Raw genomic sequence first — 13,324 nt, 5'->3', positions numbered from 1 at the left:
ACGCAGGAACCAGCGGCTCGCGGGCCTGACCTAATCAGCCTCCGGCGCGATCAGCCCTCGGCACGCTGGAGCGGGCGGCCCGCGGGTCCGACGCGATCAGCCCCCGGCACGCAAGAGGAGGCGGCCCGCGGGTCCGACGCGATCAGCCCCCGGCACGCAAGAGGAGGCGGCCCGCGGGTCCGACGCGATCAGCCCTCGGCGCGCAGGAGCTCGCTGCCCGCGGACCTGAAGCGGTCGCTCCATGGCGCGGGGCGCAGCGTCTGCGAGTCCAGCCGGACGAGCACACGCGTGCCCTGCGCGTAGGTCGTGGCGCCGTCCCGCGAGCAGAAGCGGAAGCCATAGGTCAGCCCGGTGGTGCCGAGCCGCTCCAGCCACAGGTGGACGGCGTAGACACCCGTCCTCGTCACCGGCGCCTCGTAGGAGATCCGCAGTTCCTTGACCGCGTTGCAGGCGTCCCCGGCCGCCGCCCAGTCGCCCTCGAAGTGGATGCCGTACTCCTGCCACAACTCGGTCCATGCCTGCTCGACCTTGAGCGGGTAGCGGGCGTTGTGCAGCAGCCCGAGGGCGTCCAGGTCGTCGAAGTGGACGGTGACGGGGATCAGCCGGCCGTAGGAGAGGGCGGGGGCGGTCGGGGCTTCGGCGGTCACGGGTGATGCTCCTGGGACGTACGGCAGATACCCGGTCATACTAAGCGGACGCTCACCTCGCAACGGCCCCCGGGGCGGTGACCTGGGCGGATCTCCCTGACAATGGTCCGGACATCCGCACGTACGAGGAAAGCGAAACCGCACCATGGATCTTGGCGTCCGCTGGAAACTGCACGGCGACGGACGCACCCCGGCGCCCGGCGCGGTGGTCCGCCCCGACGAGCGGCTGAGCTGGCCGCGCACGGTCGGACTCGGCGCCCAGCACGTGGTGGCGATGTTCGGGGCGTCCTTCGTGGCCCCCGTACTGATGGGCCTGGACCCCAACCTCGCCATCATGATGTCCGGCGTGGCGACCGTGATCTTCCTGCTCGCCACGCGCGGCCGGGTGCCCAGCTACCTCGGCTGCTCGCTGTCCTTCGTGGGCGTCGCGGCCGTGATCCGCGCCCAGGGCGGCACCAGCGCCACGGTGACGGGCGCGGTGTTCGTGGTCGGCGTCGCGCTGTTCGTCGTCGGTGTCGCCGTCCAGCGCTTCGGCGCGCGGATCATCCATGCCGCGATGCCGCCGATCGTCACCGGTGCGGTGGTCATGCTGATCGGCTTCAACCTGGCCCCGGTGACGGCCAGTACGTACTGGCCGCAGGACCAGTGGACGGCCCTGCTGGTGATGCTGTTCACCGGTCTGGCGGTCGTCTGCCTGCGTGGTTTCTGGTCCCGGATCGCGATCTTCCTCGGCCTGGTCTTCGGGTACGGCATCTCCTGGGCCTTCGACCGGATCTTCGGCCGCATCCACTCGGTGGACGCGAGCGGCAAGCTCACCGACCACTGGCGGCTGGACCTCTCCGGGGTCGGCCGGGCCGACTGGGTCGGGCTGCCCGACTTCCACGGCCCGTCCTTCCAGTGGTCGGCGATCCTGGTCGCGCTGCCGGTCGTCATCGCACTGGTCGCGGAGAACGCCGGGCATGTGAAGGCGGTCGGCGAGATGACCGGCGACCCGCTGGACGACAAGCTCGGTACGGCGATCTCGGCGGACGGCGTCGGCTCGATGCTGTCGACCGCGCTGGGCGGCCCGCCCAACACCACGTACTCCGAGAACATCGGCGTGATGGCCGCGACCCGCGTCTACTCGACCGCCGCCTACTGGGCCGCCGCCGGTTTCGCGCTCCTGTTCGGCCTGTGCCCCAAGTTCGGCGCGGTCGTCGCCGCGATCCCGGGCGGGGTCCTCGGCGGCATCACCGTCATCCTGTACGGCATGATCGGCCTGCTCGGCGCGCAGATCTGGATCAACTCCGAGGTGGACCTGCGCAATCCGCTCAACCTGGTGCCGGCCGCGGCGGGCATCATCATCGGCGTCGGGAACGTCACCATGAAGTTCACCGACACCTTCTCGCTGAGCGGGATCGCGCTGGGCACGGTCGTCGTCATCACGGGCTACCACGCGCTGCGGGCCTTCGCACCGGCCCATCTGAAGGAGCAGAAGCCGCTGCTGGACGAGGGAACCTCTTCCTACGACGAGGCCAAGTCGTAGGCGTACGACGGTGTGAACGTCCCCGGTGCCCCCTTGCACCCGTCCGACTCCCCCGGCAGCTTCACCCACAGGTAGCCGTCGATGCGGGCCTCGCCGGTGTCCAGGGTCGGCGTCCGGCCCAGCTTGCGGCCGTCCGGGTCGCACCACTCGCCGTCGGCGGGGGCGCCGTTGCCGTTGCGGCTGGTGTCGATGACGGCGCCGAGGCCTGCGGGGCCGCCGAGCGCCGCGAGGACCTGGCGGTCGTAGGCGATCTCGTCGGCGGTGCGGTGGAAGTTGGAGACGTTGCTGAAGATCCCGTCGGAGGACCCGGCCGAGCCGGCGCCCGCCTGCCGCAGCAGGTCCGCCTGCTTGGCCGCCGGGTGCCAGCCGGAGTGGCCGGCGTCGTAGTAGACCCGCGCCTCGGGGTTCGCGGCCTTCAGGACGCGGCCCGCGCGGGCCAACGAGGCGAACCGGTCAGCGCGTTGACCGCCGGACAGACACTCCGACTGGGCGATCGAGTCGGGCTCCAGGATCACCACGACCTCGCCGGAGCCGAGCCCGGCGGCGAACCGGTCGATCCACGCGTCGTAGGCGTCCAGGTCCGGCGCCCCGCCCTGGGAGGCCCCTCCGCAGTCGCGGTCCGGGATCGTGTACGCCACGACGACCGGCACCCGGCCCTGGGCCGCGGCGCCCGCGGTGACGGTCCTGACCCGGGCGGTGACGGTGTCGGGCGCGTACTCGGCGAACCACACGGCCGCCGGCTGGCCGGCGATCCGGGACGCTATGACGTCGCGGCGAGGGTCCCCCGGGTTGGCACGGACCCAGTCGAGCACCTGGGAGTCGGGATGGCGGTAGAGGCGGGCGGACACGGTCGTCGGCTGCTGCTTCCCGGTCTCGGTCCTCGTCCTGGCCGGCGAGGGCGTGGGGCTCGGCTTCTTCTTCGGAACGGCCGACGCGGAGGCCGACTTGGTGGCCGAGGGGGACGGCGACGGTGCGGGCGGCCGGATGTCCAGGACCGGCGACTCCGTCACCTCGGGGCGGGCCTCGTCCGAACCGCGTCCGTCGTCCAGTGCGGACACCATCCCGGTCGCGGTGCCGACGGCGACCACGACGGAGGCCGCCGCGGCCATGCCGTTGCGGCGCGCGGCACGCCGTCGCTGCGCCCTGCGCTCGGCCAGGCGGCGCGCACGTAAGCCCGACACCCGCTGATCCCCTCCCCCACGACGGGCGCGTTCCCCCGTTCTGGGGAAGCGTCGGGCCCGCCGCCACTGCGGCCAGCCTAGGCCTGGGAACCTGCGTGCATGGCGCAGTTGGAACACTTCACCGCCCCGGTCGACACCGTCGTCGACCGGATGCGTGCCCTGGACGAGGCCCTTCCGGAACGGGACGGGCTCGCGGTGTTCAACCGCGTCTACCTCGCCGTCACCGAGGCGGTCGACCGGAGCATCGACAGCGGGCGGTTCGCGGACGCGCGGGCCGCGATCACGCTGGACGTGCGGTTCGCCGAGCGGTATCTGCGGGCGGTCGACGCGGTGGACCGCGACCGGCGGCCGCCCGCCTGCTGGCGGCCCCTGTTCCAGTTCCGCCGCCATCCCGGCGTACGCCCCCTGCAGTTCGCGCTCGCGGGCATCAATGCGCACATCGGCCACGATCTGGCGCTGGCCGTCGTGGACACCTGTCGTACGCTCGACTGCGAACCCGTCGACGTGGAGGACGAGTTCGACCGCGTGGGCGAGCTCCTCGTCTCGCTGGAGGAGCGCATCCGCGAAGAGCTGATGCCGGGCCCCGACCTGCTCCAGATCGCCGATCCGCTCACCCATCTGCTCGGCGCGTGGAGCCTGGAGCGGGCCCGGGACGCCACCTGGACCGCGGCCCGGGCACTGTGGGCGCTGCGTGCACTGCCGGACGTGGCGGCCGAGTTCACGGAACGGCTGGACACGGCGGTGGGATTCGCGGGACGCATGCTGCTCACGCCACTGCCGGACTGATCCGGCCACTCCTGCACCCGGTGAACCCGAACTGCCGTATGAACGTTGTACGTTCGACAGAACGGCATCCCGTGCACAGGAGGGCGCGCGCCGCCGGAGTCTGAGCCGTCGGCAGCTCGGGCCTAGTCTTCCGGCAGCTCGACCGGCGCGATCTCGTCGTACACGTCACCCGGCCCAGGGTTGCTCGCGTCGGTCGTCCCGCCGAAGTGGTGCATGACGCCCCAGACCGCGTTGAGCGCGGTCTGGATCGCGCCCTCGGCCCAGCCGGCCGTCCAGGAGATGTCGTCGCCGGCGAGGAAGATGCCGCGCTTGTCGGCGGGCAGCCGGTCCTGCATGAAGTGGGTGAACAGGCGCCGCTGGTAGCGGTAGTGGCCGGGCAGGTTGGCCTTGAACGCGCCCATGAAGTACGGCTCGTTCTCCCAGGACACGGTCACCGGGTTGCCGATGATGTGCTTCCTGATGTCGACCTTGGGATAGATCTCGCCGAGCGACTTGAGCATGACCTCCATCCGCTCGTTCGCGGACAGCGGCAGCCACTTCAGGCTGTCGTCGCACCAGGTGTAGGACAGGCAGATGACGGCGGGCTTGTCCGGACCGTCGTCGAGCAGGTAAGTCCCGCGCGTCATACGGTCGGTGAGGGTCATCGACATGACGTCCCGGCCCGTCGGATTTCCCCTGTCGTCGACGGCCTCGTCCAGCCAGAACGGCCGGTCGACGGGCACGAAGAGCTTGCTGGACTCCATGTAGTGGGTGCGCTCGATGGCGGTCCAGTGGTCGATCGGGAACAGCGAGTCGTCGCAGGCGATCTTCGACAGCAGCATCCAGGACTGGGCGGTGAAGATCGCCGCCTTGTAGGTGCGGATGTCGCCGTCGGCGTCCGTCACGGTGATCTGGTTGCCCGCGGTGCGGTGCAGGCGGGTGACGGCGGGCCGGGGCTCGCCGTTCACGTGCAGGCTCGCCAGCGAGGTGCCGTACGCCCAGTGGACGATCTTCTCCGGCGCGCGCTCCCACAGCCGCAGCGGCAGCTGCTGGGAGCCGCCGACGATGCCGCGGTGGTGGTCGTCGGCCTCGGTGTAGACGACGCGCAGGATCTCCAGGATGGAGTTGGGGAAGTCGGTGTCCCAGCCGCCGGTGCCGAAGCCGACCTGGCCGAAGATCTCGCGGTGCCGGAAGGACTTGAAGGCCTCGGAGTCGCACAGGAAGCCGTAGAAGGTCTGGTTGTCGAGCTTCTCGACGAGCCTGGCCCAGATCTCCCGGATGCGCGGCACGTCCCGCTCACGCATGGCCTGGTTCATGTCGGAGAAGTCGGCGCCCTCTTCCAGGCACTTGTTCCAGGCGGCGGCGACGTCGCGGTAGACCTGCGGCAGGTCGTCGATGGTCTCGGCGTAGTGCGACTCGCCCTTGAGATCGACGACGGTCGAAGGGGTCGCCTCGGCAAGGGGGTTGGGGAAGGGCCGGGTCTCCAGACCCACCAGGTCGATGTAGTGCTGGAGGGCGGTGGAGGACGGCGGGAAGCGCATCGCGCCCATCTCGGCGGTCAGGCCGTCGGTGTTGGGCCCGTCGAAGCCGACCGTGCGCAGCCGCCCGCCGATCTGGTCGGCCTCGTAGACGACCGGCTTCAGGCCCATCTTCATCAGCTCGTAGGCGGCCACGACGCCCGACAGCCCGCCGCCGATGACGGCGACCTCGGTGCCGTGCTCGGTCGCCGGTATCTGGCCGAGGCCCGCCGGGTGGGTGAGGAAGTCGTCGTACGCGTACGGGAAGTCCGGACCGAACATGGTGATCGGCGGCTGCTGCTCGTCGGCGTGCTGGACGGCGTTGGGCACCGTGGACGTCATGGGGTACGGGCTCCTTGCGAGGCTTGCGAAGAATGCGGGGGTGTTCAGACGTAGAGCTCGGGACGCCGGTCCCGCAGATACGGGTTGGCCTCGCGGGAGGCCGCCAGGAAGGCCGGGTCGGCGTCGGCGAACACCAGCTGCTCGGCGCGTCCGGCGCGGGCGCGGGCGACCCCGTCGGGGCCGGCCAGGACGGACAGCCCGACGAACTCGAACTCTCCTTCCTGGCCGACCCGGTTGACGTAGGCGACGTACATCTGGCTCTCGAAGGCGCGCACCGGGATCACCGACTCGGCGACGAACTGGAACGGGTGCATCTGGGCCGTGGGGACGAGGAGGAGGTCCGTCCCGGCGAGGGCGTGCGCCCGCACGTTCTCCGGGAACTCGACGTCGTAGCAGATCAGGAGCCCGACGGTGAGGCCGTTCAGCTCGGCCTGCACCACCTGCCGCTCCCCCGGTGTGAAGTGGTCCCGCTCGAAGCAGCCGAAGAGGTGGGTCTTGCGGTAGTTGGCGAGCCGCTCACCGGTCGCCGAGATCAACTGGGCGGAGTTGAAGACGGAACCCTCGGACGCCTCCGGGTAGCCGTACGCGACGGCCACCCCGTGCCGGGCGGCGATCTCCGCGACCGCGTCCGCGGCGTCCCCGTCGGCCGGCTCGGCGAGGCGGGCGATGTCGTCGCCGATCGCGTACCCGGTGAGGAACATCTCCGGCGCGGCCAGCAGCGCGGCGCCCGCGGCAGCGGCACGGCCCGCGGCCTCGTCGAGGACCTTGAGGTTCCCGTCGACCGAGCCGGGGCGGCCGGAGCTCTGGAGCAGGGCGGTGCGCATGCGTGATCCTCACCGGGGCGGAAGTGGTTGCGGGGGCCACATAGAAGGTACGGGCGGCTGACCAGGCCGGACAAGAAGGAGCCGTTGCGCGCCGCCGAGCGGTTCATTGCGCGCGAGGGCGCTCGGGCGGCGATTCGTTGCGTCGGCTGCCGAGGGCTACGGCGGTGACCAGGTAGGGCACGGCCAGGACCACGAAGACGGTGCTGTGCGCGGCGTGCGCGCCGAGCAGGGCGTACGCCGCGAAGGTGACGACCGTGACCAGCTCGGTCCCCAGGCTCGCCACCGAGGTGAGCGTCGCCCGGCGGGCGTCGTCGATGCGGTGCTGGAGGCGTACGTCGGCCAGCACCTCCGCCAGCTGGAAGCCGCCGAAGGCGAGACCCACCAGGGCGATGCCGGCCGGGGTGCGCAGGCCCGCGCCGACGGCCAGCGCGAGCGCCGAGCCCGCGAGCAGCCAGGCCATGCCGGTGGTGCCGAGGCGTTCGGCGGGACCGGCCAGCAGGCTCGCCGCGGTGACGAGCGTCCAGACCAGCAGGATCAGATAGGGCACGGTCGCCTCCGCAACGCCGGTGTCCCGGGCCAGCAGCGGCGTGTACTCGTCGAGCGCGCCCCAGACCGCGGCGACGGCCGGGATCAGCAGCAAGGCGCCGCGGACGGAACGGTTCCGGCGGGCCTCGCCGAGACCGGTCCGCAGGGTCGCCCACCAGCCGTCGTTCTCGGCCTCGTGCCGTGTCCGGTGCTCCGGCAGCCGGGTCGCCGCCACGGCGGCCAGCACGCAGGCCAGGACGCTGGCCGCGCCCACGGCCGGATAGCCGCCCAGCGTGAACACGGGTCCGGCGAGCCCGATGGACGCCATGGTGGCGAGCAGCCGCGCCGCCCGGACCCGCCCCATCACGCGCGCGTACCGGTCTGCGGCCCCGGCCCGCTCCAGCTCGTCGTAGGCCAGCGCCTCCAGCGATCCGGAACAGAGCGCTCCGCCGACGCCCCACAGCACGAAGCCGAGCGCGAAGGACCAGTACGCCGGGACGATCACCCACAGGGCGAAGCCGACGGCGTTGCACAGCGGGCCGATCCACAGCAGCAGCCGTCGGGAGACGGCGTCGGCGAGGGCACCGGAAGGGACCTCCAGCACCACGGCCGTGACCGACCACAGGGCGAACAGGGTGGAGATCTGCCAGAGGGACATCCCGGTGTCCGCGAAGAGCAGCGCGTACACCGGGTAGAGCAGCACGAAGTCGTCGAGGAACGCGTAGCCGTACAGCGTGCTCGTCAGCCGACGGACACCGGTCGTACGCACGCGTGCAGGTGAGAAGAGTGTCATGGGGCCTTCCCGGAAGGGCGGTTCGGACGTCGTCGGTACGGCGTCCGAGGCGGCCCTCGGGAGGCACGGCTGGTGGATCAATGTCGCCAGGTCATGACACCGATGCTAGACAGCTCCCGGCCCGCTGCCCAGCGAAAAGTGGTGATGACGGCGGCGTGGTCGGACGGCCCGTCGTTGTCCGCCACGTCCGGCCACGGGCGCGGCGTGCCGCTGACGTACGTCCGGGAGTCGAGAACGCGCAGGCCACGGTGGAGGACGTAATCGATCCGGTCCTGCGGCTCCGGGGGACGACGACCGGGGACCAGGTGTGGCCGGGGTCCCGCAGCGGATCGGGTCGGGCCTGCCGGTAGGAGTCGGCGAACCCGGCCGCCTTGGTCACCGGCCGCTCGACGTCCGGCCAGTCCAGGTGGGAGGGGCAGTTGAAGTCGCCGACGAGCACGGCGGGCGAGGCGCCTCCCACGCGCGCCAAGGTGTCCGGCATCTGCCTGAGCCGGACGCCCTCATGCGCGAGCGGCTCGGCCGCGCAGGGCCCGTACGCCTCGTGGTCCAGGTGCGAGGTCCAGACGCCGCCCTGCCGGTCGCCCACGGCCACCCGGACTCCGGCGGCCCCGTGGAACCCGACCTCCGGGTCGCCGAGAACGGCGGTGACCGGGTGGCGGCTGATGATGCCGAGATTCTCTCGCGGAGGCCCTCGGCTGGCACCACCACTGGGCCGGGGGCGACCCGCTCCACCGCCTCCCACCACAACCGCTCGGTGTCGACGAGCGTGCCGTCCATGTCGAACAGGACGGCCTGGAGCGGGAGTCGGGTCATCCCGGTCTCTTTCATACGGTACGTTCCGCGACCAGCACCGGCCGCTTGGGCAGCGACACGTTCACCGGGGCCCCGGCGGTCAGCTTCAGCGTGCACCACTCGATGGGCAACAACGCCCTGGCGAGAAAGACCGCAGACTGAGGGCGCCACCGACTTCAGGAGCCCCGCATGGAGACAGCCGCACTTCCGTACGTCGACGAGCACACCACTCTCGTCGCGGCGTCGGCCGACGCCGTCTGGCGCGGTATCGGGGAGGTCGTGGACCGGTCCTTCGGGTCCGGGTACGCACGCTTGGTGGGCTGCGCCGACCGGACCGCGTCCGGTCCCCGGCCGCTGGCCGCAGGGTCGACGATCCCGGGTTTCCGGGTGGCCTCCGCGGTCGCCGGCCGGGAGCTGGTGCTCGTCGGCCGCCACCACTTCTCGACATACGCCCTGGTCTTCCGTCTGGAGGAGGCCGCCGACGGCCGGACCCGGCTGCGGGCCGAGACCCGGGCGAGGTTCCCCGGACCGGGCGGCGCCCTCTACCGGCTGCTCGTCATCCGCTCCGGCGGGCACGCCGTCCTCACCGGGCGCCTGCTGTCGGCCATCCGCGGCCGGGCCGAACAGCTCAGGTCGGCGACCCCGAGGAGAAGCGCCTGAGCAGCGGCGACAGCACCAGCACCGACTTGGTGCGCTCAACGAACGGCTCGCCCGCGATCCGCTCCAGGACCCGCTCGAAGTGCCGCATGTCGGAGGCGAAGACCTGAACGATCGCGTCCGCGTCGCCGGTGACGGTGGACGCGGACACGACCTCCTGGTAGCGCTCCAGGCCCCGTCGGATGGTCTCCGGCGAGGTGTTGTGCCGGCAGTAGATCTCGACGAACCCCTCGGTCTCCCAGCCGAGCGCCGACGGGTCCACCCGGACGGTGAAGCCGGTGATGGCGCCGGTGGCGCGCAGCCGGTCCACCCGCCGCTTCACGGCGGGCGCGGACAGGCCGACGATCTGCCCGATGTCCGCGTAGGAGCGGCGGGCGTCCTCGGCGAGGGCATGGACGATACGTTCGTCGAGATCGTTGAGCACGGTGGGTGGTTCAGCTCTCAGGTGTTGCGGGACGACAGCGTCTCGGGCGTCGCGAGACGGGACCGGCGATGGCCGTACACGAAGTAGAACACGAGCCCGGCCGCCATCCAGAGTCCGAAGACCGTCCAGGTGACGGCGGACAGGCTGCCCATCATCCAGACGCAGAAGCCGAGGCCCAGCACGGGCAGCACCGGCGACAGCGGCACCCGGAAGGTGCGCGGCATCTCCGGGCGGGTCCGGCGCAGCACCACGACGGCGATGTTGACCAGCCCGAAGGCGAAGAGGGTGCCGATGCTGGTGGCGTCGGCGAGCTGGCCCAGCGGTATGGCGGCGGCCAGGACGCCGCAGAACAGGGAAACGATCACGGTGTTGGCACGCGGCGCGCCGGTCTTCGGGTGCACCCGCCCGAACACCTTCGGCACCAGCCCGTCCCGGGACATCGCGAAGAGGATGCGGGTCTGGCCGTAGAGCACGGTCAGGACGACGCTGGCGATGGCGATGACCGCGCAGGCGGCCAGCAGGGTGCCCCAGAAGGTCTGCCCGGTCACCTCGCGCATGATCTGGGCGAGCGCGGCCTCGGAGTCCCCGAACCGCTCCCAGGGCTTGGCGCCCACGGCGACGGCCGCGACGAGGACGTACAGCGCGGTGACGATCACCAGCGACAGCATGATCGCGCGCGGCAGGTCGCGCTGGGCGTTCTTCGCCTCCTCGCCGGCGGTGGAGGCGGCGTCGAAGCCGATGTACGAGAAGAAGAGCGTGGCACCGGCCGCGCTGACGCCCGCCATGCCGAGCGGCATGAAGTGCTCGTAGTTGCCGGCGCGGAAGCCCTGGATGCCGATGGCGCAGAACAGCACGAGCGCGCCGATCTTCACGACCACCATGATCGTGTTGGCCCGCGCGGATTCCCGCGCCCCGCCGAGCAGGAACGCCATGGCCAGCAGGACGACGATCAGCGCCGGCAGGTTGAAGACGCCGCCGTCGCCGGGCGGGGCGGACAGGGCGTCGGGGATGGTGACCCCGATGGTCCCGTCGAGCAGCTCGTTGAGGTACTCGCCCCAGCCGACCGCGACGGCGGCGACGGAGACGCCGTACTCCAGGAGCAGACACCAGCCGCAGACCCAGGCCACGAGCTCGCCCAGCGTTGCGTACGCATACGAGTACGACGACCCGGAGACCGGGATGGTGCCCGCGAGTTCGGCGTAGGACAGGGCCGAGAAGAGGGCGGTCAGTCCGGCGATGACGAAGGACAGGGTGACCGCCGGACCGGCCTTGGGGACGGCTTCGCCGAGGACGACGAAGATGCCGGTGCCGAGGGTGGCACCAATGCTGATCATGGTCAGCTGCCACAGCCCGAGGGTGCGGCGCAGGCTGCCGCCCTCGCCCTGGCCGCCCTCGGCGACCAGGCGTTCCACGGGCTTGCGCCGCATGAGGCGGGCGCCGAATCCCGGGGACGGTGCGGTGCGGTGGTGCGGGGGTGCGCCTTGGTCGAGCACGCGCTGACTCCTTCGTCGCTGCGATCGGCGCGGCAGAGACCGGCGGGCAAGGACCACCGAGCGGGGTCCCTGCCACGCCACGTACAGCGCATGACCCTATGAGCCAGGGCATCACGGTCGTAATGCAGCAACTTTGCGCATACACGCAAGATCATTGCGTTCATGGCAGGGGAGCGCCCATTCGTTGCGCGGCAACGGGCGTGCCACGAAAGGGGCGCGGGGAACTGCGCGACCAGCCGCAGCCGACGCGCAGCTTTCCCCCGACCTCTCTGCGGGCACTGCGGCCTTTGCCGGCTCCCGCCGCGGAGCGACTAGCTCCAGCTGGCGTGCAGCGGCTTGCCCTCCGCGTAGCCGGCCGCGCTCTGGATGCCGACGACCGCCTTCTCGGCGAACTCCTCCAGGGAGCCCGCGCCGGCGTAGGTGCAGGAGGAGCGGACGCCCGCGATGATCGAGTCGACCAGGTCCTCGACGCCCGGGCGGGCCGGGTCGAGGAACATGCGGGAGGTGGAGATGCCCTCCTCGAACAGCGCCTTGCGGGCCCGGTCGTACGCCGATTCCTCGGACGTGCGGTTGCGCACGGCACGCGCCGAGGCCATGCCGAACGACTCCTTGTAGAGGCGCCCGTTGGCGTCCTGCTGGAGGTCGCCCGGCGACTCGTACGTCCCCGCGAACCAGGACCCGATCATCACATTGGACGCCCCGGCGGCCAGCGCCATGGCGACATCACGCGGGTGCCGGACACCGCCGTCGGCCCAGACGTGCTTGCCGTACTTCCTCGCCTCGGCCGCGCACTCCAGCACCGCCGAGAACTGCGGCCGGCCGACGCCGGTCATCATGCGGGTCGTGCACATGGCGCCGGGGCCCACGCCGACCTTGATGATGTCCGCGCCGGCCTCGATCAGGTCGCGCACGCCCTCGGCGGCCACGATGTTGCCGGCGACGATCGGGACCTGCGGGTCGAGCGCCCGTACCGTCCTGATCGCGTTGATCATCGACTCCTGGTGGCCGTGGGCCGTGTCGATGACGAGCGTGTCGACGCCCGCGTCGAGGAGCTGCTTGGCCTTGCCCGCGACATCGCCGTTGATACCGACGGCGGCGGCGATGCGCAGCTTGCCGTTCGCGTCCACGGCCGGGGTGTACAGGGTGGCGCGCAGCGCGCCCTTGCGGGTGAGGATGCCGGCCAGCTTGCCCTCGGCGTCGACGGCCGGGGCGTAGCGCCGGTTGGCCGCGTCGAGGCGGTTGAAGGCCTCGCGGGGGTCGATGTCGGCGTCCAGGAGCAGCAGGTCGCGGGACATCACGACCTCCAGCTGCGTGAAGCGGTCGACGCCCGTCAGGTCCTGGTCGGTGACGACACCGACGGGACGGCCTGCCTCGTCGACGACGACGCCGGCGTTGTGCGCCCGCTTGGGCAGCAGCGCGAGGGCGTCGGCGACGGTCTGGTGCGGGGCCAGCACGATCGGGGTGTCCAGGACGTGGTGGCGGCTCTTCACCCAGGAGACGACGTCGGTGACGACCTCGATCGGGATGTCCTGCGGGATGACCACCAGGCCGCCGCGCCGGGCCATCGTCTCGGCCATACGGCGCCCGGCGATGGCGGTCATGTTGGCGACGACCAGCGGGATCGTGGTGCCCGTGCCGTCCGGGGAGCTGAGGTCCACGCCCTGCCGCGAGCCGACGGCGCTGCGGCTCGGGACCATGAAGACGTCGTCGTACGTCAGGTCGTACGGGGGCTGGATGTCGTTGAGGAAACGCACGTGCTGCACATCCCAGTCGATCAGAGGTGGCCCCCGGACAGGTCAGCCAGGGGGAAGAGCACGTACTTCATTGTCCCATGACGAC

The 13,324-nt window shown here is 71.5% G+C and carries 11 protein-coding genes and 1 pseudogene; 3 read left to right on the top strand and 9 right to left on the bottom strand.

Annotated elements, in window-relative coordinates; all coding sequences use genetic code 11:
- Window positions 1-188 precede the first annotated feature (188 nt).
- Entirely contained in the window at window positions 189-647 is a 459-nt protein-coding gene (locus DI272_RS40825) for a thioesterase family protein (protein ID WP_109500193.1), read from the bottom strand.
- Window positions 648-792: 145 nt separating this feature from the next.
- On the opposite strand from DI272_RS40825, the gene DI272_RS40820 reads away from it, so the two are divergent.
- On the top strand, window positions 793-2,172 hold the full coding sequence (locus DI272_RS40820) for a uracil-xanthine permease family protein (RefSeq protein WP_109500192.1): 1,380 nt from the start codon (window positions 793-795) through the stop codon (window positions 2,170-2,172).
- On the opposite strand, the gene DI272_RS40815 is transcribed toward DI272_RS40820, so the two are convergent.
- Window positions 2,151-3,281: a glycoside hydrolase family 6 protein gene (locus tag DI272_RS40815; RefSeq protein WP_109500191.1), complete on the bottom strand. Its 1,131-nt coding sequence runs from the start codon at window positions 3,279-3,281 to the stop codon at window positions 2,151-2,153. The genes DI272_RS40820 and DI272_RS40815 overlap by 22 nt on opposite strands.
- 171 nt (window positions 3,282-3,452) lie before the next feature.
- Here DI272_RS40815 and DI272_RS40810 point away from each other — a divergent pair, with 171 nt between their 5' ends.
- Window positions 3,453-4,139: a DUF5995 family protein gene (locus DI272_RS40810; protein WP_109500190.1), complete on the top strand. Its 687-nt coding sequence runs from the start codon at window positions 3,453-3,455 to the stop codon at window positions 4,137-4,139.
- Between the two features lie 122 nt (window positions 4,140-4,261).
- Here the strand turns inward: DI272_RS40810 and DI272_RS40805 are convergent, their stop codons facing one another.
- From DI272_RS40805 to DI272_RS40790, 4 genes and pseudogenes are all read right to left on the bottom strand, one after another.
- The gene (locus DI272_RS40805) at window positions 4,262-5,977 is read right to left on the bottom strand and encodes an NAD(P)/FAD-dependent oxidoreductase (RefSeq protein ID WP_109500189.1); all 1,716 of its coding nucleotides are present in this window, start codon (window positions 5,975-5,977) and stop codon (window positions 4,262-4,264) included.
- Between the two features lie 44 nt (window positions 5,978-6,021).
- Window positions 6,022-6,801 carry a carbon-nitrogen hydrolase family protein gene (locus DI272_RS40800; protein WP_109500188.1) on the bottom strand — a complete coding sequence of 260 codons (780 nt, stop codon included), beginning with the start codon at window positions 6,799-6,801 and terminating at the stop codon, window positions 6,022-6,024.
- Window positions 6,802-6,904: 103 nt separating this feature from the next.
- The gene (locus tag DI272_RS40795) at window positions 6,905-8,119 is read right to left on the bottom strand and encodes an MFS transporter (protein WP_109500187.1); all 1,215 of its coding nucleotides are present in this window, start codon (window positions 8,117-8,119) and stop codon (window positions 6,905-6,907) included.
- Window positions 8,120-8,224: 105 nt separating this feature from the next.
- Window positions 8,225-8,798 (bottom strand): annotated as a pseudogene (locus tag DI272_RS40790) (endonuclease/exonuclease/phosphatase family protein); the annotation flags it as partial.
- Between the two features lie 302 nt (window positions 8,799-9,100).
- On the opposite strand from DI272_RS40790, the gene DI272_RS40785 reads away from it, so the two are divergent.
- Window positions 9,101-9,571, top strand: a complete 471-nt coding sequence (locus DI272_RS40785) for a hypothetical protein (protein WP_109500186.1) — start codon at window positions 9,101-9,103, stop codon at window positions 9,569-9,571.
- On the opposite strand, the gene DI272_RS40780 is transcribed toward DI272_RS40785, so the two are convergent.
- From DI272_RS40780 to DI272_RS40770, 3 genes are all read right to left on the bottom strand, one after another.
- Window positions 9,540-9,992 carry an Lrp/AsnC family transcriptional regulator gene (locus DI272_RS40780; RefSeq protein ID WP_109500185.1) on the bottom strand — a complete coding sequence of 151 codons (453 nt, stop codon included), beginning with the start codon at window positions 9,990-9,992 and terminating at the stop codon, window positions 9,540-9,542. The genes DI272_RS40785 and DI272_RS40780 overlap by 32 nt on opposite strands.
- Window positions 9,993-10,009: 17 nt before the next feature.
- Window positions 10,010-11,485 (bottom strand): amino acid permease, encoded by a 1,476-nt coding sequence (locus tag DI272_RS40775; protein WP_109500184.1) that lies wholly within the window; start codon window positions 11,483-11,485, stop codon window positions 10,010-10,012.
- Between the two features lie 311 nt (window positions 11,486-11,796).
- Complete coding sequence (locus DI272_RS40770; RefSeq protein WP_181387577.1) at window positions 11,797-13,239, bottom strand: GuaB1 family IMP dehydrogenase-related protein; 1,443 nt, start codon at window positions 13,237-13,239, stop codon at window positions 11,797-11,799.
- Between the last annotated feature and the right edge of the window lie 85 nt (window positions 13,240-13,324).

Origin of the sequence: Streptomyces sp. Act143 (genome assembly GCF_003143935.1) — a bacterium.
Lineage (GTDB): Bacteria > Actinomycetota > Actinomycetes > Streptomycetales > Streptomycetaceae > Streptomyces.
Note: the sequence above shows the minus strand (reverse complement) of the source record. Positions and strands in the feature narration are given on the sequence as shown.